The sequence below is a fragment of the Streptomyces sp. GC420 genome (assembly GCF_009916105.1).
Lineage (GTDB): Bacteria > Actinomycetota > Actinomycetes > Streptomycetales > Streptomycetaceae > Streptomyces.
Genome location: NZ_JAAAXQ010000016.1, coordinates 19,714 through 42,042, shown reverse-complemented (window position 1 = coordinate 42,042; position 22,329 = coordinate 19,714). Strand labels below are relative to the sequence as shown.

Below are 22,329 nucleotides of genomic sequence, written 5' to 3'. Positions count from 1 at the left end.
TCGTGCGACCGCCCCCGCCGGGGCCGCGCCGGCATGCGGGCGACTCCGCGGCGCCCGCCGGGCGCCCACGCCGGGACCTCCCTCCGCCCGGGCGGCGCCAGGTGCGCCGTGGCGCGTACCGCACCCGCGGACCGCCGCGGCCGAGACCGTGCGGAACACCGCGGCGAGACCCGGCGGGCGGGGCGGTGGCGCTCCGGGTCTTCGCGGTGCCGGCGCGGCGGAGCGGGCGGGGGCGCCGGAGCGGCCCCGCGACCGGGCCGGATGCCGTGAACGAGCACTCGCCGGCGCGCGTGCGGATCGGGTATCCGGGTTCCGATTGGGCTTTCGGGCCGTCACCGGAGAGACTGCTCCCGTGACGTCTCGTACCCCGCGCGACTCCAGGCTCCGTGTTGTCCGCCCGCGACCACTCGCCACCGCCCGAAGGGCCGTGACGAACCGCCGCACGCGACCCGCTCCCAAGCCACCCGAGGGCACTCCGCCCGCGGCCGAACTGGCCCGCCACGCCCGGGCCCTCCTGGCCGACGCCGTGCGGGTCGCCCGCTGGGCCGACGCCGAGTGCGCCCGGGGAGCCACCCTGCGGCCCGGACACGGCGTCACGCTCTCCACCGGGACCGCGGAACGCGCCGCCGAGACCCTGGGCCTGACACCGCGCCAGGTGCTGGCCGGCTGGGACCGTGCGCGGCTCGCCGGACTGGTCGAACTGCACGGGGACACCGCGCGCCCCGGCTGGCGTCTGCGCGCCTGGGACCGCGACGACAGCGCCGTGCTGCGCGGCTGGGTGGCGCTGTTCGACGCATGGTCGCTGGTGCACCCCGCCCCGGAGGCGCTCGCCTCCGGAGCCGTCGCCGAAGTCGTCGAAGCCGTCCCCCAGGTCCTCTCCCTGCTCCAGCTCTCCGCCGGCCCCGTCCTCATCCCGGCCCTGCTCGACCTGCTGGAGCAGCGCGTCGCCGAACTGCGCGAGGAGCGCTGCGAGGTCCCCTACGGACCCGAGTCGGCGCGGATCCCCGCGCAGTTGCCCGCACAGGCCCCCGCGCCCGCACCGCCCCGGCCGGAGGGCGTGCCCCTGGACAGACTCCTGCGCTGGGCCCTCGAGGGTTTCGCCTCCGTCGGCGCGCTGACCCTCGACGAGGAGTCGGCCACCCTCACCCCGCTCGGCAGCTGGGCGGTCTGGGTCAAGCTGGAGCAGATCTGCGTGGCCGCGCAGAGTCCCGCCGGCAACATCGAGCAGTCCGCCGAGGACATGCTGCGCGGCTGTGCCGGACTCACGCCCGGACCGGCGCGCGCGGAGTACCGTGCCTGGCTGGCCGCCCGGCCCGTCGGCAGCGCCGTCACCGAACTCCTCGACGCCGCCCGCGGCGAGGACGCCCTGCTGCGCGGCCTGGCCTTCGAGGCGCTGCGCGTCGTGGGCGCCCCCGCCGAGCCCGAGGTCAGGGCAGCCGCCGCCGAGCCCTCGCTGCGCCCCTACGCCCTGCTGTGGCTCGCGGAGTACGAGGGCGCCGACGCGGAGGACGCGCACGAGGCGCTCACCCGCGAGGAGGCCACCTGGCTCTGGGTGGACACCGCGGCCGCCGTCGCCGACCACGGCGAGACCGAACTGCTGGTCCGTCACCTGGAGTCCGCGGTCCAGGGGACGGTCCCCGCACTGATCGAGGAGGTCAGGGTCGTCGGTCATCCGCGCACCGTGCAGGTGCTGGTGGCGCTGGCCGCCGCGCACCCGGACCCGGCACTCTCCAAGGCCGTGCGCCGGGCGGCGTTCCAGGTGCACACCGGAGGCGTCTGACCGCCGGCCCCGGGCGGCCGCCCGGGGCCGGCGGAACCCCCGCAGCGCCACGGGAGCCACGAGCCCTCCGGGAGAGCCACAGGATGCCCCGTCGAGCCCCGTCGCCCCGCACCGGCCGCCGGAAGGTCCGTCTACCCGCCCGGTACCGGCGGCGCGTAGGTGCCGAAGCTCCAGATGTTGCCCTCGTGGTCCCGAGCCATGTAGTCACGGGAGCCGTAGTCCTGGTCCGTGGGCGGCATGACGATCTCCACGCCGTACTCGGCCGCGCGGCGGTGGTGCGCGTCCACGTCGTCGACATGCACGAACACCCCGCTGGGCCCCGCGCCGGCCATCAGCTTGTCGTACTCCCCGCCCATGCCCTTGCTGCCCAGCATCACCATGCCGTTGCCGTAGGACAGTTCGGCGTGCACGACCTGCCCCTGCTCGCCCTCGTACACGGCGTTCCGGGTGAATCCGAAGGCGTCGGTCAGCATCCTGATCGCGGCTCCGGCGTCCTCGTACACCAGCGCCGGACAGATGCTCGGAGCGTCTGCCATGTGGATCACTCCTCCTCGCTCTCGCTCCTGCCCATGATGTGAGCTGTGTCTCAGTCTCGCAGCCGCCACCGACAACGGCCCCGGCAAGCGGCCCTGACGGCGGCCCCGGTCGGCCGCCGCCGCGACGTGCCGGACGGACGCGAGCAGAAAAAGCAGTTGCACACGGCCGTTAGAATTAACCCCATGGCAGATCTCCTCGTGCATTAGACGGCGCAAGAACGCATCCGCCCGTCCCTGCCGCCGTCCACCTGCCCTGGAGTTTTTCCGTGATCACCGCATCCGGCATCGAACTGCGCGCCGGCGCCCGTGTCCTCATCGAGTCCGCCACCTTCCGCGTCGCCAAGGGCGACCGCATCGGCCTCGTCGGCCGCAACGGTGCCGGCAAGACCACCCTCACCAAGGTGCTCGCGGGCGAGGGCATGCCCGCCGCGGGAACCGTCGCCCGCAGCGGTCAGGTGGGGTACCTCCCGCAGGACCCGCGTACCGGCGACCTCGACACGCTGGCCCGCGACCGCATCCTCTCCGCCCGGGGCCTCGACGTTCTGATCCGCAAGATGCGCGACAACGAACAGCGCATCGCGAACGGGCTGGGCGCCACGCGCGAGAAGGCACTGCGGCAGTACGAGCGCCAGGAGACCGAGTTCCTCACCAAGGGCGGGTACGCCGCCGAGGCCGAGGCCGCCACGATCGCCGCCGCCCTGGGCCTGCCCGACCGGGTGCTCGGCCAGCCGCTGCACACGCTCTCCGGCGGTCAGCGGCGCCGTATCGAACTGGCCAGGATCCTGTTCTCGGACGCCGACACGCTGCTGCTCGACGAGCCGACCAACCACCTCGACGCCGACTCGATCGTCTGGCTGCGCGACTACCTCAGGTCGTACCGCGGCGGCTTCATCGTCATCTCCCACGACGTCGACCTCGTCGAGACCGTCGTCAACAAGGTGTTCTACCTGGACGCCAACCGCTCGCAGATCGACGTCTACAACATGGGCTGGAAGCTGTACCAGCAGCAGCGCGAGGCCGACGAGAAGCGCCGCAAGCGGGAGCGGCAGAACGCCGAGAAGAAGGCCGCGGCCCTCAACGCCCAGGCCGACAAGATGCGCGCCAAGGCCACCAAGACCGTCGCGGCGCAGAACATGGCCCGCCGTGCGGAGAAGCTCCTCTCCGGTCTCGAGGACGTCCGCCAGTCCGACAAGGTCGCCAAGCTGCGCTTCCCGGAGCCCGCGCCCTGCGGCCGCACGCCGCTGATGGCGGACGGCCTGTCGAAGTCGTACGGCTCACTGGAGATCTTCACCGACGTCGACCTGGCCATCGACAAGGGCTCCCGCGTCGTCATCCTCGGCCTCAACGGCGCCGGCAAGACGACCCTGCTGCGGCTGCTCGCGGGCGTCGAGAAGCCCGACACCGGCCAGGTCACACCCGGGCACGGCCTGAAACTCGGGTACTACGCGCAGGAACACGAGACGCTCGACCCGGACCGCACGGTGCTGGAGAACATGCGCTCCGCCGCGCCCGACCTCGACCTCGTCGAGGTCCGGAAGGTGCTGGGCTCGTTCCTGTTCTCCGGTGACGACGTCGACAAGCCGGCCGGGGTGCTCTCCGGCGGAGAGAAGACCCGCCTGGCGCTGGCGACGCTGGTGGTCTCCTCCGCGAACGTCCTGCTCCTCGACGAGCCCACCAACAACCTCGACCCGGCCAGCCGCGAGGAGATCCTGGGCGCGCTGCGCACGTACAAGGGCGCGGTGGTCCTGGTCACCCACGACGAGGGCGCGGTGGACGCGCTCCAGCCGGAGCGGATCATCCTGCTTCCCGACGGCGTCGAGGACCTGTGGGGCGCGGGCTACGCGGACCTGGTCGCCCTCGCCTGAGCCCGCCGGGCGGTCGCCTTCGCCCGAGCCCGCACGGCGGTTGTTCCGCCCGTGGCCGCACGGCGGTTGCCTTCGCCCGTGGCCGCCGTCGCGTCCGCCCTCACGGTCTCACCCCGGTCCCGCTCCGAGGCCGGGCCCTCTCCGGGCCCGGCCTCGTCGCTGTCGCGGGCGGTTCCCCGTCCCCGCGGTCCGTCCCGCCCGGAGCGGGACCTCGCCGTTGCGTCCACCGCGTTTCCGGCCTTCCGGGAGGGCCTCCGGCACGGCTTCCCGGGCCGGTAAGGGCGTGATCCACTTCCTATGGATCATTCGGCTCAGGGGTGATCCGTCATCTGAGTGATGAGCTCTCGTACCCCGGCGCGTCGCTCGCCATCGCGCGCCGGGACCGCCCCGAAGCCTCCCGGTCCGCGGAGGCGGCACCGCCGCGGTCGTCCGCACCTTTCTGACCTGCGCTTTTCGTCTCGCCGTCGATATGTGGCAAGCGCAACATTTTGCTGGAACCGGGAACTCCGGATGCTTCGAAGGCCGCCGAGGCCGAAAAAGGTTGACCATCGACCTTGCCGAATGGGTGGCCAGGAAGCTCGGAAGGGGTGATCATGAGAGTCCAGAGCGCACTTCCCATGAGGAGGCACGGGTGGCCGAGACTCTGAAGAAGGGCAGCCGGGTGACCGGCGCCGCGCGCGACAAGCTCGCGGCAGACCTGAAGAAGAAGTACGACTCCGGCGCAAGCATCAGGGCACTGGCCGAGGAGACCGGCCGGTCCTACGGCTTCGTGCACCGGATGCTCAGCGAGTCCGGCGTGACGCTGCGAGGGCGCGGCGGAGCGACACGGGGCAAGAAGGCGGCCTCGGCCTGACACTGGGGCGGCTTACCGGCTCTTCGGGTGGCCACCCGGTCGATCGTTGTGTCGGCCGGGTGGTTACTGTGCAGTAGCTTGTCTCCTGCGGTCCACCGATGGACGCACGGGACAGCAGGCCGTACGGGCGTACGGCCACGCGCCGCACACACACCCGAACCGGAGGTGCCCCCCATGGCCAAGCCAGACCATGTCCTGGAGAAGGACGGCGTACGGCTCACCGTCGACGCCGCGATTGCCACGGTGACACTGGCCAATCCGGCCAAGCGCAACGCGCAGTCGCCCGCCTTCTGGCGGACGCTGGCCGAAATCGGCCGGATGCTTCCCGGCGACGTCCGGGTCGTGGTGCTGCGCGCGGAGGGCAAGTCGTTCTCCGCCGGGCTCGACCGCCAGGCATTCACTCCCGAGGGCTTCGAGGGCGAGCCGTCGTTCCTCGACATGGCCCGCGGCGGCGAGGCGGAACTCGACGCGCTCATCGCCGAGTACCAGGAGGCCTTCACGTGGTGGCGGCGCAACGACGTCATCACCATCGCGGCGGTCCAGGGCCACGCCATCGGCGCGGGCTTCCAACTGGCCCTCGCCTGTGACCTGCGCGTCGTCGCCGACGACGTGCAGTTCGCCATGCGCGAGACCAGCCTCGGCCTGGTCCCCGACCTCACCGGCACCCACCCCCTGGTGGGCCTCGTGGGCTATGCGCGTGCCCTGGAGATCTGCGCCACCGGACGCTTCGTCCACGCGGAGGAGGCCGGGCGCACCGGCCTGGCCAACCTTGTGGTGCCCGCCGCCGAACTCGACGCCGCCACGCAGGATCTCGCCGCGGCCCTGCTCGCCGCTCCCCGGGACGCCGTCATCGAGACCAAGGCGCTGCTGCGCGAGGCCGCGTCCCGCACGTATGACGAGCAGCGCGCCGCCGAGCGCGCGGCCCAGGGCCGCCGGCTCCGCGACCTCGCGGGCCTCGCGGACTGACGGCCGCGCCGCCGCGCCCGGGCCGGGAGACAGTGTCCGGCGACGGCGTCCGAGGGGTGTCCCTGCGCCGCGCCCGCACGCTCCGGAACGGGCGGGGCGGGCCCGTGCGGGACACCCGCGGGCGACCGCCGCCCGCGGGTGACCCGCACGGGCCCGCTCGCTCACTCACCCACGCCTTCGACGGACGTGACGACGACGGCCACCGACACGGGTGACTCCGGACGGCCGCTCAAGGACGCGGCCACCGCGCGCCGCACCGCCAGAGCCACGTCGAGCGCGCGGTGACCGGCACGTACGGCCAGCTCCACCTGGATGTGCGTGGCAGGCAGCGCCGGGCCGCCGGGTGCGGGCCGTTCCTCGACGAGTACGGAGCGTCCGGGGCCGCGCAGCATCCCGGTCAGCCCGGCCACCCCCGGCACCGCCTGGGCGGCGGCCGCGGCCCGTGCCTGCGCCGCCGGCTCCGTACCGTCGGCGGCCCCACCGCCGCCCTCGCCGCCGGTCGCGGGCGCGGCCCCGGAGGCGCCGCCGACGGGGCCCGCTCCGGCTGTTCCCGTGCCGGGGCCGTCTCCCAGGGCTTCCGTGCCGGGGAGGCCTCCCGCCGCGACCGGTTTCCCGTCCGACGACCGGGCCGCGGACCGCGATCCGCCGGCAGGGGTCTCTCCGTACCCTGCGCCGACGCTGCCTGCGGTCGCGTCAGGACCTGCCCCGCCCCCTTCCCCGACGTCCAGCAACCCCGACACCCGCAGATCCACCGCGTCCAGCACCAGCCCCAGCCGGGTGTCCGCCGCCTCCGCCAGAACGGCCCGCAGGCCGGCCGCGGCCGTCGGCAAGGGGCGCTCCGCCGTCGCCGCGAAGTCGGCGGTCAGCAGGAGCGGGGCCGGAGGAAGGCCGCTCGGCGGTGCGTTCACGACGGGTGCGGACACGGTGGCGCCGGGGGGGAGGGAGAGCCGCAGAGCACCGAGCCGGGTTCCCGGAACGGCACGTGCGGCGTCCCTCAGCACCGCCCTCGCCGCGCTCTCCGCGATCCAGGCGCCGTCCGACGGTCCGCCCAGGGGCAGCAGCCGCCCCAGACCCAGTTGTCGTCTCACGGCTCGGGTCCATTGGTCCGCAGTCACCGTGATCACTCCTTCCGCCGGACGTTCCCCCAGCTTGACGCATCCCCGGGGCGAGACCGGGTACGCGGACTTAGTGTGGGCGACGTGGCCCGGAGCTCCACCCGGAGAGAGAAGCGCATCATGACCGAGACAACAGTCAACGAGGCAGCGGGTCCCACCGCGAAGACCGTGCGTGGCGGCGGCGATCCGGCGACCCGGGGCAAGACAACCATCGCCGACGGCGTCGTCGAGAAGATCGCCGCGCTCGCGGCACGCGATGTGGACGGTGTCCACGACCTGGGCAGTGGCGCCTCACGTGCGTTCGGCGCCATGCGCGAGCGCGTCCCCGGCGGCCGGCCCTCCGTGAGCCGGGGCGTGAAGGTCGAGGTCGGCGAGGTGCAGACGGCGATCGATCTGGAGATCGTCGTCGTCTACGGCGTCGCGATCGCCGAAGTCGCACGTGACGTGCGCGAGAACATCATCTCGGCCGTCGAGCGCATGACCGAACTCGAGGTCGTCGAGGTCAACATCGCGGTCACCGACGTGAAGCTGCCCGGCGAAGAGGACGAGTCGGAACCGAGGCTCCATTAACCCTCAGCAGCACGCGAGGAGCACACGATGAGCATGGCCGTAATCGGACTGCTGGCCGGCATGGGGCTCGGATTCGCCGGATACTTCGGCGGCTTCGGCGCGTTTCTGCTGGTAGCGGCGCTCGGCGCCGTCGGATTCGTGGCGGGCAGGTTGCTGGAGGGCGACCTGGAGCCCGGAGACTTCTTCCGCTCGCGCGACAGCCGGCGGCGGTGAGCCCGGGTGCCGTCCGACGCGGAGCAGCAGGTGGAGCCCGGGAAGCGGGGCGGGCTCCGCATCGCCGACCGGGTCGTCGCGAAGATCGCCGCGCAGGCCGCCCGCGAGGCGCTGCACGGCCTGCCCGATGACGGCAACGCTCCGCACGCCACCGTCGACGTGCACCGGGACATCGCCAGGGTCGGCGTGACCGTGGAACTCGGCTACCCCTCCGACATCGGCCGCCAGTGCGCCGATGTCCGCCGCCGCGTCACCGAGCGGGTGGAGACGCTGGCCGGGATGCGGGTGCCAGGTGTCTCCGTACGCGTGGAACGGCTGCACTCGGCGCTTTCCGTCGGCGCGCGTGGGAGAGTCCGATGAGCGACACCCCGCCCGAAGGCGGCACACGGAAACTCCCCGTCGTCGAATCCCCGCCCGGTCCGGGAGAGCCGCAGGAGGGACTCGACCGGTCCGCTTCCTCCGGTCCCCCCACCCCCGCCCCGGGGGACGAGGTGAAGGACCGGCGCGAGCGCCGCTTCTGGTCGGAGCGCCGGGTCCCCGCCGCGCTGGTCGCCGCGGTCGTCCTGGCGGGCGCGGGCCTGCTGCTGTACGACATCGTCTCGGTACGGGCCGGTCGGTCCGCGACGCGCCTGCGCCGCAGTCTCACCGACGAACTCGCCACGCGGCCGCTGGACGACGTCTGGGTGCTGGCGGGCGCCTCGGTGGCCACGGCGCTCGGCATCTGGCTGCTGGTCCTTGCCGTCACACCGGGCTTGCGCGGCCTGCTGCCGATGCGGCGCAACCGTTCCGACGTCCGGGCCGCCCTGGCGCGGGCCGCCGCCGAGCTGATGCTGCGCGACCGTGCCATGGAAGTCCCCGGCGTACGCTCCGTGCGGGTCGTCGTCGGCCGGCGCAAGGTGAAGGTGCGGGCTCTGTCCCACTTCCGCGACCCGGACGACGTACACGCCGATCTTGACGCGGTGTTCGCGGACGCGCTGCCGGACCTCGGACTCGCCAGGGAGCCCGGCCTGTCCGTACGCGTCCGCCGGGCGAACCGGAAGGGATAGGGAGGCGGCGTGAACAGGCGGCTCAAAGTGTGCAACCGGCTGCTGACCGGTCTCGCCGGTCTCGTCCTCGTCCTGCTCGGCGGGGCGGTCCTGGCCGCCGGGGCAGGTGCGGACGTGCCGTCGTGGTGGCCCTTCGACGGGCACGGGGACGTGCTGCTCGCCGACGAGGACCGGGGCAGGTGGCGCGACGAGGGCTGGTGGTGGCCCGCCGTCATCTCCGTCCTGGCGCTGCTCGTGCTCCTCGCCCTGTGGTGGCTCCTCGCGCAGTTCCGGAGGCACCGGCTCGGCGAGGTGCTGGTGGATTCCGGCGACGGAGAGGGCGCGCGGCTGCGGGGCAAGGCGCTGGAGGGGGCGCTCACGCGGGAGCTGGGGGACATGGAAGGGGTGCGGTCGGCGACGGCGAGGCTCACCGGGCGCCGTACGGCCCCCCGGGTCGGGGCCGGGCTCGTCCTGGAACCGTACGCCCGCCCCGCCGCGACCCTGCGGGAGCTCACGGACCACGCGCTGGCCCACGCCCGCGACTCGGCCGGCCTCGCTGCCCTGCCCGCCGAGGTCCGCCTCCGCGAGGCCCGTCACCGCGCCCGCCGCGTGCTCTGACGTCTCCCGGCGCCGGTCCCGCCCCCGGGCCGGGACACCTGCGGCGGTACCGGACCGCCGACCCGGTTGGTGTCCTACCCCGGCCGATGCCCAGCGTCCGGGCGCATGCCACGGCACGGCGGCGCCTCTCCGACCTCGCCCCTTCGGCCAGTGGCGCCGGTGCCGACGTGCCCCCGCCGGGGCCTGCTGCTGCCGGGCCTTCGGCCCGGGTGTGTGCCCGGGGCGGGTGTGTTTGTGTCGTCCGTGGAAGCGGTGCCGCATCCTGCGGTCGGCCCGCCTGCCCGGGCCGGGGTCCGGCCGTATGGCTGTCGGTCGCCGGTTCCGTGCGGGGCTGTGGTTCCGGGCCCGGCCCTGCGGGGCCTTCGGCCCGGGTGTGTGCCCGGGGCGGGTGCGCCGGTGCCGTCCGTGGGTGCGCCGGGCTGCCCCACCCTGTGACCGGCCCGCCCCGGCCGGGTGCGGGGTGCGTCCCTGGGCGCGTCCGGCCGTCGTTGCTTTCCATCGGCCGCCCGGCCCGGCCGGGGCGTGGCGGGTGCGGGGCAGCCGACCGGTTGCAGGTTCCTGACCGCCCGGCCGGGGGAGCCAGGGGCGGCACGGCCCGTGGGGCGTACGGGAGGACGATCCCCCGGCCGGGCGGTCGAGCCGGGGGCCTGCCGCCGCGGGGGACGGGTCGCTCACGGCTTCCGTGGGTCAGAAGCCGTGCCGCGCGCCGCCGTCCACCGAGAGCATCACTCCGGTGATGTACGACGCCGCGGGCGAGAGGAGGAAGGCCGCGGTGCGGCCGAACTCCGCCGGGGTGCCGTAGCGGCGCAGCGGGATGCGGGACTCGTTGGCCGCGCGCGTCGCGTCCGGGTCGCCGGACAGCTCGTCGAGCTGCTTCATCCGGTCGGTGTAGATCCGGCCGGGCAGCACGCCCACCACGCGGATGCCACGCGGTCCCACCTCGTCGGCCAGCGACTTGGCGAACCCCGCGAGCCCCGGGCGGAGCCCGTTGGAGATGGTGAGGCCGGGGATCGGCTCGTACACGGACCCGGACAGGACGAAGGCGATGGCCCCGCCCTCTCCCAGCTCGGCCGCCGCGGCCCTGGCCAGCCGCACGGCTCCCAGGAACACCGACTCGAACGCGGCCTGCCACTGCTCGTCCGTGTTGTCCGCGGCGAAGCCGGGCGCCGGGCCGCCGACGCTGACGAGCACACCGTCGAAACGGCCGAAGTGCTCGCGGGCGGCGGCGATCAGCCGCCCGGCCGAGGCGGGGTCGGCGTTGTCGGCGACCACGCCGACCGCGCCCTCGCCCAGCTCCGCGGCCGCGTCCGCGACCGACTTCTCGTCGCGGCCGGAGACGACGACCTTCGCCCCGTCCGCGACCAGTTCACGCGCGGATGCGAAGCCGAGCCCGCGGCTCGCCCCGGTCACCACGTACACACGGTCCTTCAGTCCAAGATCCATAGCCCCTATCCTGCCGTCTCCTCCCCGCCGAGGGCGAGGGCGGTGCCGATCAGCCCGATGTGGCTGAACGCCTGGGGGAAATTGCCGAGCTGGCGGCCGGACACCGGGTCGTACTCCTCCGCGAGCAGGCCCACGTCGTTGCGCAGGGCCAGCAGCCGCTCGAACAGCTCGTGCGCCGCCCGCTCGCGGCCGATGCGGTGCAGCGCGTCCGCCAGCCAGAAGGAGCAGGCCAGGAAGGTTCCTTCACTGCCGGGCAGGCCGTCCACCGTCACACCGTCGGTGCTGTAACGGCGTACGAGACCGTGGTGGCCCAGGTCCCGCCGGACCGCGTCGACCGTACCGACGACCCTGGGGTCGTCGGCGGGCAGGAAGCCGAAGCGGGGGATCAGCAGTGTCGCGGCATCCAGTTCGGCGGAGCCGTAGTACTGGGTGAAGGTGCCCCGCTCGGCGTCGTAGCCCTTCTCGCAGACCTCCCGGTGCACCTCGTCGCGCATCCTGCGCCACGCGTCGAGGTCGCCCGAATGCTCGGCACCCGATTCCAGCAGCCGCACGGCACGGTCGGCGGCCACCCAGGCCATCACCTTGGAGTGCACGAAGTGCCGGCGCGGTCCGCGCACCTCCCACAGGCCCTGGTCCGGCCGGCGCCAGTTCGACTCCAGGAAGTCGAGCAGGGCCTGCTGGAGCGACCAGGCGTGCTTCTTGGTGGGCATTCCCGCGGCGCGGGCGACATGGAGGCTGTCGATGACCTCGCCGTACACATCGAGCTGCAGCTGATCGACGGCGGCGTTGCCGATGCGCACCGGGACCGAGTCCTCGAACCCGGCGAGCCAGGGCAGCTCCGTCTCGGGGATCCTGCGCTCGCCCCCGAGGCCGTACATGATCTGCAGGTCGGCGGGATCGCCCGCGACGGCGCGCAGCAGCCAGTCCCGCCAGGCGACGGCCTCCTTCTGGTAGCCGGCGCTGAGCAGCGCGCCCAGCGTCAGGGTGGAGTCGCGCAGCCAGCAGAAGCGGTAGTCCCAGTTGCGGACGCCTCCGATGCCCTCGGGCAGGGAGGTGGTGGGAGCGGCGACGATGCCGCCGGTAGGCTGGTGGGTCAGTGCCTTGAGGGTGATGAGCGAGCGCAGTACGGCGTCCCGGTGAGGCCCTCGGTACGTGCACCGGCCGGACCACTCCCGCCAGTCCGCGAGGCTGCCCGCCAGCGCCTTGCCAGGGTCCACCTGCCGGGGGCGCGGCTCGTGCGAGGGATGCCAGGTCAGGACGAAGGAGACCCGCTCGCCCTTGCGGACCGTGAACTCCGAACAGGTGCTGAGGCCCTTGCCGTACGTCTTCACCTCGGGCTCGGAGCGCAGCCACATCGAGTCGGGGCCGGCGACGGCGACCCGGTGCCCGTCGACACGCCTCACCCAGGGCACGACCCGGCCGTAGTCGAAGCGCAGCCGCAGTTCGCCGACCATGTCGACGCTGCCGGAGATCCCCTCGACGATCCGCATCAGATCGGGCGCGCGGTCACGCTGAGGCATGAAGTCGGTCACCTTGACGGCGCCGGACGGGGTCTCCCAGAAGGTCTCCAGGACGAGCGAGCCGTCGACGTAGGAGCGGCAGGTGCAGGTCGGTCCCGCGTCCGCCGGGGCGAGCCGCCAGTGCCCGTTCTCGTGGTCGCCGAGGAGCGCGGCGAAGCAGGCCCCGGAGTCGAAGCGGGGCAGACAGAGCCAGTCGACGGACCCGTCGGTGCCCACCAGGGCGGAGGTCTGAAGGTCGCCGATGAGGGCGTAGTCCTCTATGCGTAGCGCCACGCAGAGCCGCCTTCCCCCGCTCACCGGTGACAAAAGCGCTCCGCCGCCAGTCCAGCGAGTCACCCGCGGGTCCGCACAATTCTGCCCGCTTCTGCCTGCTTTCGGTCACTTCTGGGGCGTCGGACTGCTCGCCGGCGGCCCGGAGTCCCGCGCCCCGGAGGCGGGGACGTATGTCACTCGGAAGGGGGATACGCCGCCGACGGGCCCGGCTGACGGTGCGCTGCCTGACGGTGCGCTGGCTGCGGTGTGCGCCTGACGGTGTGCCGTCGGCGCCGCCCGGCGTTCTCAGTCCGCCGCGGCGGGCTCCGGCAACCGGGGCGCGCCGGCCTGCCCGTCGCCCCGGTCCTTGGCGGCCTCGGCGAGCCGGTCCCTGCGCTCCCGTCTGACCAGGACCACCCAGCCGACCGGCACGCCCGCCGCGAACAGCCACCACTGCACGGCGTACGCCATGTGCGTGCCGATGCTGTCGTGGTCCGGCTCGGCGACCGGCTCGGGCTTGCCGCCCCTGGGCTCGGGCGCGGTCAGCTCGATGTACCCGCCGAGCACTTCGCGGCCCAGGGCCTTCGCCCGCTGCTCGCTGTTGATGAGCATGACCTGGCGGTCGGGCAGCCCGGCGAGGTCCTTGATGCCGCTCGCCTCGGTCGTCTCGTCCGGCATCAGCCGCCCGGTGACCGTCACCTCGCCCTTCGGCGCGGCCGGGACGTCCGGATAGGCGGTCTGGTCGGCGCCGGGCGCGACCCAGCCGCGGTTGACGAGCACGGTGCCGCCGTCCTTGAGGACCAGCGGGGTGACGACGTAGAAGCCGATGGTCTGCTCGTCGGCGGCCGTCCTGCGGCGCACCACCACTTCGTGTTCGCCGTCGAAGGTGCCTGTTGCGGTCACCGGGTGCCAGCGGTCCTCGTCCGGCACCTCGTGACCCGGGGAGGTGAGCCGCTGGACGGGCACGGGGTCGGCGGTCAGGGCGTCCGCGATCCGCTGGTTGCGCTCCACCCGGTTCTCGTGGCGGTGGAACTGCCAGAACCCCAGCTCGACCATGGTGGGGATGAGGCCGAGGCAGACGAGGGTGAGGATCACCCACTGCCGGGACAACAGGAAGCGGTACACCCCTCGACGGTACCCGGAACGGAACGGCCCTCTCGCGGCGGGTGCCGCCAGAGGGCCGGGGAAGTACGGGGAGACCGGGGTGCGCGCACGGTCAGACCTTGTCGACGATGCCCGTCCTCCCCTCGGCGCGGGCGCAGTGCCCACCGCAGTACCAGTGGCCCTGGACCTCGACCCCCTGGCCGATGATCTGGACGCGACAGTGCTCGCAGATGGGTGCCATGCGATGGATGGCGCAGGCGAAACAGTCGAAGACGTGCACGACGCCCTGCGCGTGCACCTCGAAGGACATGCCGTAATCGTTTCCGCAGACCTCGCAACGTGCCATGCGCCACAGAGTGCGGCGCGAGGGCGGCGGCGGGCGAGCGGGCACCGGGCGAGTCGCGCCCGGTTCACTCCTTTGTCTGCGCCGTGCTCCCCGCTGCCGTCCGCGCCCCCGCACCGGCCGCCGCGGTCCGGGGCGCGGGCACCGGGGAGGCGGCCGGGGCCACGTCCCGGAGCAGCTGGGCGAAGGCCGCCTCGTCGACGATCGGCGTACCGAAGGACCGCGCCTTGACCGTCTTCGACGTGCCCGAGTCCGGGTCGTTGGTGACCAGGAGGCTGGTGAGCCGGGAGACGCCTGACGCGATGTGCAGTCCGGCCTCGGCCGCCCGGTCCTCCAGCAGTTCGCGGTCGACCGAGGTGTCGCCGGAGAACGCCACGCGCATGCCCTGCATCAGCGGTTTGCCCGTTTCGTAACGCCCGGGGTTCGGATAGGGGCACGGCGGGCGCTTGCGGGAGGGGCGCCAGCTGCCGTGCCCGTACGGCGGCCGGTGGCCGGCCCTCGGGGTGACCGGGGACTCGGTCCACTCCGTCAGCGGGCGGCACTCGAGCAGCGGCAGCCGCAGCCCGTCCCGCGCCGCGCGGTGCAGGCTCGGCCGGAACGCCTCGGCGAGCACCCGGGCGTCGTCGAGCGCGTGGTGCGCGCGCTCCTGCACCACGCCGTAGTGCGCGGCGAGCGACTCCAGCTTGTGGTTCGGCAGCGGGAGCGCCAGCTCCTTCGCCAGCGCGATGGTGCACAGCCGCTGCCTGACCGGAGCGGTGAGCCGGGCGCGCGCGAACTCCCGCGCCAGCATGGACCAGTCGAAGGCCGCGTTGTGCGCGACGAGGACCCGCCCGTCGAGCCGCGCCGACAGCTCCCCGGCGATGTCCGGGAACAGGGGCGCGTCGGCGAGCATCGCGCTCGTCAGGCCGTGGATCCACACGGGCCCGGGATCACGCTGCGGATTGACCGTCGAATACCAGTGGTCCTCCACATTGCCCTGTGAGTCGAGCCGGTAGACGGCAGCCGACACTATCCGGTCGTCACGGGCGAGGCCGGTGGTCTCCACGTCGACGACCGCGTACCCCTGTGGGTACGCGGCCGGCCAAGAGGCTGCGGTCGTACGGTCTTCGAGCATGGTCCATGAGGATACGGGCCCGGACTGACACGCCGTGCGCCGGACCGGCCGGCCCGAACGCGCCCACCGGCCGGGGAGTTCACCCGGCGTCATCCCTGCCAGTCCCCGCGAGTGTTCGGCGACGCTTACGAATACTCAGCGGTAACCACATCTAGCGGGCGCCCGCCGGGCGGACCTATCGTGCCGCCATGCCGAACCTGCCCGATGTCGTGCTGTGGTCCATACCCGCCTTCCTCCTGCTCACCGTCGTCGAGATCGTGAGCTATCGCATCCATCCCGACGAGGACGCGGAGGGGTACGAGACGAAGGATGCCGCGACCAGTATCGGTATGGGACTGGGGAGTCTGCTCTTCGACGCCTTCTGGAAAATACCGATCGTGGCGATTTACGCCGCGATATACGAGTTCACCCCGTTCCGGGTCCCGGTCCTGTGGTGGACGATCCCGCTGATGCTGCTCGCACAGGACTTCTTCTACTACTGGAGCCACCGCGGACACCACGTCATCCGCATCCTGTGGGCCTGCCACGTCGTGCACCACTCCAGCCGGAAGTTCAACCTGAGCACCGCCCTGCGCCAGCCCTGGACGAGCCTGACGTCGTGGCCGTTCTACGTGCCGATGATCGCGCTCGGAGTGCACCCGGCCGCGGTCGCCTTCTGCTCCTCGGTCAGCCTCGTCTACCAGTTCTGGATCCACACCGAACGGATCGGCACACTGCCGCGCCCCGTCGAGTTCGTCTTCAACACCCCCTCGCACCACCGGGTGCACCACGCCTCGCAGGGCGGCTACCTGGACCGCAACTTCGGCGGGATCCTCATCGTCTGGGACCGTCTCTTCGGCTCGTTCACGCCCGAGACCGAGCGGCCCGTCTACGGGCTGACGAAGAACATCAGCACCTACAACCCGCTGCGCGTCGCAACCCACGAGTACGTGGCCATCGCCAGGGACCTGCGGGCGGCCGCGAGCTGGCGCGAGCGCGCGGGCCGGGTCCTGCGCGGTCCCGGCTGGCAGCCGAAGGACACCGGGCCGGGCGCCGCGGACACCGCTCCGGCGGCCCCCGCGTCCGCCACCGCCGCGGAGCGCGCCGCGTGACGCGCGCCGGGATCAGCCGCGAGCGGATCACCCGCCTCTTCCTCTCCGCCTTCGTCCTCGCGGTCGCCGCGGACCTGCTCTCCCTCGTCGCGGACGTGTCGACCGGGCACCGGATCGCAAAACCCCTCCTCATGCCGCTGCTGCTGGCGTACGCGGCCGGCCGCGGCGCGCCCCGGCTGCTGCTCGCGGCGCTGCTGTGCGGCTGGGGCGGCGACGTGCTGCTGCTCTTCGACGCCGAGGCGGCCTTCCTCGCCGGAATGGGATCCTTCGCGGCGGGACACGTCTGCTACCTGGTGCTGTCCGCCCGGCACGGCCGCCGCGGCGAGGGCCGGACGCCGGTCCTGCTCGGCGGCGGCTACGCGGTCGCGCTCGCGGTGACCCTCGCCCTGCTGTGGAACGATCTGCCCGCCGGCATGCGGGCACCCGTCGCCGCGTACAGCCTGCTCCTCACCGCCATGGCGTTCCGCGCCGGCCGGTTCGGCCTGCACGCGGGCGTGGGCGGGGCGCTGTTCCTGCTCTCCGACACCCTCATCGCGACCGGTGTGGCCCAGTGGCCGCAGCCGCCCTTCGCGGACCTGTGGGTCATGGGCACCTATCTCGCCGCCCAGTTCCTGCTGACGAAGGGGATCCTCCGGGCGGTGGCGCCGGAGCGCCGGGCCGCTGCAGGGACGGCGCGCGGGGAGGCCCGTACCGCGGTCTGAGCGAGGGGCCGCCCCGCCGGGAAAACGCCGGGAAAACGCCGGGAGAGCGCCGGGTAGGCGGAACGGCCCGGCCGCGACGGCCGCGGCGGGGCGCCGCCCGGTGCGCAGCCGCCGGCGTCACTTCACTCCGTCTTCGTCACCGCGTCCGGCGCGTCGGCCACGCCCATGCAGGGGAGCGGCGCGAGGTCGGGTGGGTGAGCTCGCCGTGTGATGGCCGGCCGGCGGGCTTGCGGTGTGCCGGGCTGTTCGGGCTCCGGTGGTCGTGCGATCCGGAACGCCGGATACGGCGTCGGAGTGCGGTGCCCCGTTCCACCGGAGTGATTTCGCGCCGGGACGCCAGGCGCCGTCCGTCGTGTCACAGCGGGGCGTTCCTGGTGACGCCCGCGGAAGTGACGCCGCGCACGGTGCGGACGATACGGGCGAAGTCCGGGTTCGCGGAGTGCACGACGATGACGCCGGTCCGGTCGTACGCGTGGACGACGGCGCCGCCCGCCCTGGCGACGGCCCTCTGGACGCATACCGGATCGCCGCTTCCCGGAAGCACGTTGACGACGTGGCTGAGTGTGGGGGAGTCCGTGTCCGCCGCCGCGGGAGCCGCCGCCGCGCCGCCGGCCCGGCGCGCGTCCGCCGTGCCGGGCATCAGCGCGAGGGCGGAGGCGAGGGCCGTGCCCGCGGGCACGGCGAGGACGCGGCGGGACGGGACCGTGCGAGGCGCTCAGGTCATCGGTTCTCCATCCCGGTGCCCGTGGTGCCGGAACCGGTTGTGCGGGTGCGGCTGCCCGGTACCTGGGCGGTGCCGTACCGGTGCGGCTGCGGCTGCGTGCCGGGGCGTGAACGCCAGGCGCCGGGCCGGGGAAGTCCCCGGCCCGGCGTGGTCACAGCGGTTGAGCGGTCGGCTCAGTCCTCCGTCACGGCGTCGAGTGCGTCGACGATGCCGTGGCCGTAGAAGCCGTTGTACGACTCGCCGCCCTCACAGGTGGAGTCGGCGACACCGTTGCCGTCGGGGTCGTAAAGACCGGTCGGGCAGCCCGGGTTGTCCGCCTGCGCCTTGAGCATGGCCTGCAGCTGGCGCGGGCTCGCCTTCGGGTGGACGGACTTCAGCAGCGCGGCGACACCTGCGGCGTGCGGGCTGGCCATCGAGGTGCCCTGCAGGTACGCGTAGCCGTTGTTCGGCATGGTGGACAGAATCCGCCCGTTCTTCGACGGGGTGTCCGGAATCTGGTACTTGTCTCCGCCGGGCGCGGCGATGTCGGCGACACCGAGGCCGTAGCTGGAGTAGTACGACTTGAGGTTCTGCACACCGGTCGCGGTGACCGTGACGACGCCCGGCAGCTGGGTCGGGATGTCCCAGCACTTGGACGGGTCGATGGTGCGCTCCACCGGAGTGGTGTCGTCCGGGCTGCTGTCGTCCACGATCGCGTCGGACGCCAGGTCGTCGTTGGAGTTGCCGGCCGACGCCAGGTGCAGCGTGCCCTTCTTCTGGGCGTACAGCGACGCCCGGTTGACCGCGTCGACGATGGCCCGCTGGTCCGGGTCGTCCAGGCAGTTGTACAGCCACGGGTCGATGTAGTAGCTGTTGTTGGTGATCTCGATGCCGTGGTCGGCGGCGAAGACGAAGGCGCAGACGACGGCCTCGGGGAAGAAGAGGCTGGTGTCCGGCTCGCTCACCTTGATGGAGGCGACCTGCACGCCCGGCGCCACACCGGCCACGCCGACGCCGTTGCGCGCGGCGGCGATCTCACCCGCGACATGCGTGCCGTGGTAGTCGTCGCTCGTGTACGGACGCCAGGCGCCCTCGCTGGTGTCGGCGACGCCGCCCACGCAGTTCGCGGACTGGCTCGCGGAGAAGTTGGGCGCGATGTCCGGGTGGGTGTCGTCGACGCCGGTGTCGATCACGGCGACGGTGACCTTCTTGCTGCCCGGGTTGATCCCGGCGGCCTTGTCGGCGCCGATCGCCCGCAGGTCCCACTGGTCGGCCTCGAGCGGCTCGGCGCCCTCCGCGGCGTCCTCGGCAGCGGCAGCGGCCTCGGCGGCCGAGACGTAGTCGGGCGTGCCGACCTCCGTCGTGCCGGCGGCCTGGAGCGGGGCGGTGCGGGTCGCGCCCGCGGTCTGCACGCCCTTCACCTGGCGGATCTGCTGCGCGAAGCCGGGGTTCGTCGAGTGGACGACGATGACGCCGATCTTCTCGTGCGTGGTGACGACGGTGCCGCCGGCCTTGGCTATGGACTTCTTGACCGAGGCGATGGTGCGCCGGTCGGCCTTGGTGTTCACCACGTAGCTGAGGTTGGGGCCGTCCGTGGTCACCGCGGCAGGGGTGTCCTGCGTGGCGGCGGACGCGGCACTCGGCAGGAACCCGAGTGACGCGGTCAGCGCCAGACCGAGCGGCACCGCGAGGGCGGCGCGCCGGTGTCTGGAGCGGAGATGAGCCATGGGTACTCCACATCGTCAGTGAATCCGCCCGCGCGCGGTCTACGCGCGGACAGGTACATGACGAAGGAAGCTATCGCTGATCATCCCGGCACTTCAATGAGTTCCGGAACAAATTTCGAACACTCCGCTGAAGAGATGTCAGACCGGCGTTTCTCGAACGGGCTCGCCGCGCCGGAGGCGGCCGTTTCCGGCCACCGGGGCCGCGGTGCGACGGGTCACCGGCCGCCGGGGCGTGGACGGCGACCACACCCGGTTCGCCCAGGGCCGTGCCGTACCGCGGCGGCGGGCGGTCCCCGAACAGCCGTTTTCCGCACCGCCGACGACTCGGGCGGCCACGAACCGGCCACGAAGCGGCCACGAACCGGTCGCGAACCGGCCGTGAAGCGGTCGTGAAGCGGCCGCGGACCGGCAGGCAGGCCGCATCGCCGGAGAGGCGGGTCCATCGCGGGCGCCCGTCCGCAACCGCCGGGAGACCCGCCCTGAGCTGCGGTGTCCGTCACAGCCCATGCGTGTCCGGCTTCACGGCCCCCGTGTGTCCGGCTCCACCGCGACGGAATCCGAACGCACCCGGTCGTCCTCGAATCGACTTCCGGTCCGGGATGAACCGTTCCCCGCCGGGGGCCGTGCCGTTGTCAGAAGGAGGACGGCCGCCGGGACGCGGCGCCTCCGCCCCGGCAGCTGCTGCACAGCATTTGCCTTGTGTCAACTGTCATCTTCCCCTCGCACCCCGCAAGGAGAGTCCGTGGCCACCGCTTCATCGCCGCCGCCCGGCACCAGGACGGACGTCCGCCCCGTGCAGCCCACGCCCGAGGACTTCTTGGAGGAACAGCAGAGCCCGGAGTTCGCGGATCTGCGCCGCACGTACCGATCGTTCGCCTTCCCCCTGACGGTCGCCTTCAGCCTCTGGTACCTGCTCTACGTGCTGATGTCGAACTACGCCGGCGACATCATGGGCACCAAGCTCTTCGGCAACATCAACGTCGCCATGGTCTTCGGGCTCGCCCAGTTCGCCACCACCTTCCTCATCGCCTGGCTGTACTCGGACCACGCCGCGAAGAAGCTCGACCCCAAGTCCGAGGCGATCAAGAACCGTCTTGAGTACCCGGAGGCCGGCAAGTGAGCCAGACCCTTCAGCTCGCCGCCGACGCGAGCCTCGCGGCAGCCGGTGCGAGCGAGCACCGTCCGCTGATCATGACGCTCTTCGGGGCGTTCGTCCTCGCCACCCTGGGCATCACCATCTGGGCCGGCAAGCAGACCAAGAACGCCTCCGACTTCTACGCGGGCGGCGGCTCCTTCTCCGGTTTCCAGAACGGCCTCGCCATCTCCGGCGACTACATGTCCGCCGCGTCCTTCCTGGGCATCGCGGGCGCCATCGCCCTCTACGGCTACGACGGCTTCCTGTACTCGATCGGCTTCCTCGTGGCCTGGCTGGTGGCGCTGCTGCTGGTCGCCGAGCCGCTGCGGAACTCCGGCCGGTTCACGATGGGTGACGTCCTCGCGTACCGGATGCGCCAGCGGCCCATCCGCACCGCCGCGGGCACCTCCACCATCGTGGTGTCGATCTTCTACCTGCTGGCGCAGATGGCGGGCGCGGGCGTCCTGGTCTCCCTGCTCCTCGGCATCACCGGCGACGCCGGCCAGATCGCCGTGGTCGCCGGAGTCGGCATCCTCATGATCGTCTACGTCTCCGTCGGCGGCATGAAGGGCACCACCTGGGTCCAGATGGTCAAGGCCGTGCTCCTCATCGCGGGCACCCTGCTGATCACCTTCCTGGTGCTGCTGAAGTTCAACTTCAACATCTCCGACCTGCTCGGCCAGGCCGCCGAGAACAGCGGCAAGGGAGCCGCCTTCCTGGAGCCCGGTCTGAAGTACGGCGCCACGGGTACCTCGAAGATCGACTTCATCTCCCTCGGCATCGCCCTGGTCCTGGGCACCGCCGGTCTGCCGCACATCCTGATCCGCTTCTACACCGTGCCCACCGCGCAGGCCGCGCGCCGCTCGGTGAACTGGGCCATCGCCATCATCGGCGGCTTCTACCTGATGACCATCGCGCTCGGCTTCGGCGCGGCGGCACTGCTCTCCCCGGACGAGATCATCTCCTCGAACGCGGCGGGCAACACCGCGGCACCGCTGCTCGCCCAGGAGGTCGGCGGCGGAGCCGACTCCGCCGGTGGCGCGGCGCTGCTCGCGATCATCTCCGCGGTCGCCTTCGCCACCATCCTCGCGGTGGTCGCCGGTCTGACCCTGGCCTCGTCCTCCTCCTTCGCGCACGACATCTACATGAACGTCATCCGCAAGGGGAAGGCCACCGAGAAGGAGGAGGTCCGCGCCGCCCGCTGGGCCACCGTCGGAATCGGTGCGGTCGCCATCTTCCTCGGCATCTTCGCCCGCAACCTCAACGTGGCCGGCCTGGTCGCCCTGGCCTTCGCCGTCGCGGCGTCGGCCAACCTGCCGACCATCCTCTACAGCCTCTTCTGGAAGAGGTTCACCACCCAGGGCGCGCTGTGGTCGATCTACGGCGGTCTGAGCGTCTCCGTGGGCCTGGTGCTGTTCTCGCCGGTCGTCTCCGGCGCTCCCACCTCGATGTTCCCCGAGGCCGACTTCCACTGGTTCCCGCTGAGCAACCCGGGCCTGATCTCCATCCCGCTCGGCTTCCTGCTCGGCTACCTCGGCTCCAAGTTCAGCAAGGAGGAGCCGGACGTCGCCAAGTACGCCGAACTCGAGGTCAAGTCCCTCACCGGCACCGGAGTGGCCGGGGCCGTCCAGCACTGACCCCCAGGTCACGCGCTC

At 72.7% G+C, this 22,329-nt stretch carries 22 protein-coding genes; 13 read left to right on the top strand and 9 right to left on the bottom strand.

From position 1 onward, the window contains the following. Nucleotides 1-352: 352 nt before the first annotated feature. Complete coding sequence (locus GUY61_RS03800; RefSeq protein WP_313896495.1) at nucleotides 353-1,780, top strand: hypothetical protein; 1,428 nt, start codon at nucleotides 353-355, stop codon at nucleotides 1,778-1,780. A 131-nt stretch (nucleotides 1,781-1,911) separates the two neighbouring features. Here the strand turns inward: GUY61_RS03800 and GUY61_RS03795 are convergent, their stop codons facing one another. Then, complete coding sequence (locus tag GUY61_RS03795; protein WP_166628595.1) at nucleotides 1,912-2,316, bottom strand: VOC family protein; 405 nt, start codon at nucleotides 2,314-2,316, stop codon at nucleotides 1,912-1,914. 266 nt (nucleotides 2,317-2,582) lie between these two features. On the opposite strand from GUY61_RS03795, the gene GUY61_RS03790 reads away from it, so the two are divergent. From GUY61_RS03790 to GUY61_RS03780, 3 genes are all read left to right on the top strand, one after another. Then, nucleotides 2,583-4,181 (top strand): ABC-F family ATP-binding cassette domain-containing protein, encoded by a 1,599-nt coding sequence (locus GUY61_RS03790; protein ID WP_166628594.1) that lies wholly within the window; start codon nucleotides 2,583-2,585, stop codon nucleotides 4,179-4,181. A 631-nt stretch (nucleotides 4,182-4,812) separates the two neighbouring features. Beyond that, the gene (locus GUY61_RS03785; RefSeq protein ID WP_006123601.1) at nucleotides 4,813-5,034 is read left to right on the top strand and encodes a helix-turn-helix domain-containing protein; all 222 of its coding nucleotides are present in this window, start codon (nucleotides 4,813-4,815) and stop codon (nucleotides 5,032-5,034) included. Nucleotides 5,035-5,208: 174 nt separating this feature from the next. Then, the gene (locus GUY61_RS03780) at nucleotides 5,209-6,000 is read left to right on the top strand and encodes an enoyl-CoA hydratase/isomerase family protein (RefSeq protein WP_166628593.1); all 792 of its coding nucleotides are present in this window, start codon (nucleotides 5,209-5,211) and stop codon (nucleotides 5,998-6,000) included. Nucleotides 6,001-6,161: 161 nt separating this feature from the next. On the opposite strand, the gene GUY61_RS03775 is transcribed toward GUY61_RS03780, so the two are convergent. Then, on the bottom strand, nucleotides 6,162-7,088 hold the full coding sequence (locus tag GUY61_RS03775; RefSeq protein WP_313896494.1) for a hypothetical protein: 927 nt from the start codon (nucleotides 7,086-7,088) through the stop codon (nucleotides 6,162-6,164). A 147-nt stretch (nucleotides 7,089-7,235) separates the two neighbouring features. Between GUY61_RS03775 and GUY61_RS03770 the strand changes: the two genes are divergently transcribed. From GUY61_RS03770 to amaP, 5 genes are read left to right on the top strand one after another with little or no spacing between them, the layout of a single operon-like run. Further along, the gene (locus GUY61_RS03770) at nucleotides 7,236-7,685 is read left to right on the top strand and encodes an Asp23/Gls24 family envelope stress response protein (RefSeq protein WP_166628591.1); all 450 of its coding nucleotides are present in this window, start codon (nucleotides 7,236-7,238) and stop codon (nucleotides 7,683-7,685) included. Between the two features lie 27 nt (nucleotides 7,686-7,712). Continuing rightward, nucleotides 7,713-7,898: a hypothetical protein gene (locus tag GUY61_RS03765; RefSeq protein ID WP_166628590.1), complete on the top strand. Its 186-nt coding sequence runs from the start codon at nucleotides 7,713-7,715 to the stop codon at nucleotides 7,896-7,898. Nucleotides 7,899-7,904: 6 nt separating this feature from the next. Continuing rightward, nucleotides 7,905-8,258: an Asp23/Gls24 family envelope stress response protein gene (locus GUY61_RS03760; RefSeq protein WP_166628589.1), complete on the top strand. Its 354-nt coding sequence runs from the start codon at nucleotides 7,905-7,907 to the stop codon at nucleotides 8,256-8,258. Further along, entirely contained in the window at nucleotides 8,255-8,944 is a 690-nt protein-coding gene (locus tag GUY61_RS03755; protein WP_166628588.1) for a DUF6286 domain-containing protein, read from the top strand. The genes GUY61_RS03760 and GUY61_RS03755 overlap by 4 nt, the downstream gene beginning before the upstream one ends. A 9-nt stretch (nucleotides 8,945-8,953) precedes the next feature. Continuing rightward, on the top strand, nucleotides 8,954-9,541 hold the full coding sequence (gene amaP, locus GUY61_RS03750) for an alkaline shock response membrane anchor protein AmaP (RefSeq protein ID WP_166628587.1): 588 nt from the start codon (nucleotides 8,954-8,956) through the stop codon (nucleotides 9,539-9,541). 687 nt (nucleotides 9,542-10,228) lie between these two features. On the opposite strand, the gene GUY61_RS03745 is transcribed toward amaP, so the two are convergent. From GUY61_RS03745 to GUY61_RS03725, 5 genes are all read right to left on the bottom strand, one after another. Next, complete coding sequence (locus GUY61_RS03745; protein WP_166628586.1) at nucleotides 10,229-10,984, bottom strand: SDR family oxidoreductase; 756 nt, start codon at nucleotides 10,982-10,984, stop codon at nucleotides 10,229-10,231. Nucleotides 10,985-10,989: 5 nt separating this feature from the next. Beyond that, entirely contained in the window at nucleotides 10,990-12,777 is a 1,788-nt protein-coding gene (locus GUY61_RS03740; RefSeq protein WP_166628585.1) for a glycoside hydrolase family 15 protein, read from the bottom strand. A gap of 285 nt (nucleotides 12,778-13,062) precedes the next feature. After that, on the bottom strand, nucleotides 13,063-13,881 hold the full coding sequence (locus GUY61_RS03735) for an SURF1 family protein (protein ID WP_166628584.1): 819 nt from the start codon (nucleotides 13,879-13,881) through the stop codon (nucleotides 13,063-13,065). Between the two features lie 91 nt (nucleotides 13,882-13,972). Further along, on the bottom strand, nucleotides 13,973-14,206 hold the full coding sequence (locus GUY61_RS03730; RefSeq protein WP_166628583.1) for a hypothetical protein: 234 nt from the start codon (nucleotides 14,204-14,206) through the stop codon (nucleotides 13,973-13,975). Nucleotides 14,207-14,270: 64 nt separating this feature from the next. Then, nucleotides 14,271-15,317: a DEDDh family exonuclease gene (locus tag GUY61_RS03725; RefSeq protein ID WP_166628582.1), complete on the bottom strand. Its 1,047-nt coding sequence runs from the start codon at nucleotides 15,315-15,317 to the stop codon at nucleotides 14,271-14,273. Between the two features lie 188 nt (nucleotides 15,318-15,505). Between GUY61_RS03725 and GUY61_RS03720 the strand changes: the two genes are divergently transcribed. Together GUY61_RS03720 and GUY61_RS03715 are read left to right on the top strand one after the other, a co-directional pair. Then, nucleotides 15,506-16,408, top strand: coding sequence for a sterol desaturase family protein (locus tag GUY61_RS03720; protein ID WP_166628581.1), 903 nt, complete (start codon nucleotides 15,506-15,508; stop codon nucleotides 16,406-16,408). After that, nucleotides 16,405-17,109, top strand: a complete 705-nt coding sequence (locus GUY61_RS03715) for a lysoplasmalogenase (RefSeq protein ID WP_313896493.1) — start codon at nucleotides 16,405-16,407, stop codon at nucleotides 17,107-17,109. The genes GUY61_RS03720 and GUY61_RS03715 overlap by 4 nt, the downstream gene beginning before the upstream one ends. A 355-nt stretch (nucleotides 17,110-17,464) precedes the next feature. On the opposite strand, the gene GUY61_RS03710 is transcribed toward GUY61_RS03715, so the two are convergent. Next, nucleotides 17,465-17,788, bottom strand: a complete 324-nt coding sequence (locus tag GUY61_RS03710; RefSeq protein ID WP_166628580.1) for a hypothetical protein — start codon at nucleotides 17,786-17,788, stop codon at nucleotides 17,465-17,467. 218 nt (nucleotides 17,789-18,006) lie between these two features. Beyond that, entirely contained in the window at nucleotides 18,007-19,539 is a 1,533-nt protein-coding gene (locus GUY61_RS03705; RefSeq protein WP_166628579.1) for a S8 family serine peptidase, read from the bottom strand. Between the two features lie 742 nt (nucleotides 19,540-20,281). Between GUY61_RS03705 and GUY61_RS39060 the strand changes: the two genes are divergently transcribed. Both GUY61_RS39060 and GUY61_RS03695 read left to right on the top strand, forming a co-directional pair. After that, a complete protein-coding gene (locus GUY61_RS39060) occupies nucleotides 20,282-20,659 on the top strand; it encodes a DUF485 domain-containing protein (protein WP_166628578.1) in 378 nt (125 codons plus the stop codon). 71 nt (nucleotides 20,660-20,730) lie between these two features. Continuing rightward, nucleotides 20,731-22,311 (top strand): cation acetate symporter, encoded by a 1,581-nt coding sequence (locus GUY61_RS03695; RefSeq protein WP_208105523.1) that lies wholly within the window; start codon nucleotides 20,731-20,733, stop codon nucleotides 22,309-22,311. Nucleotides 22,312-22,329: the final 18 nt, after the last annotated feature.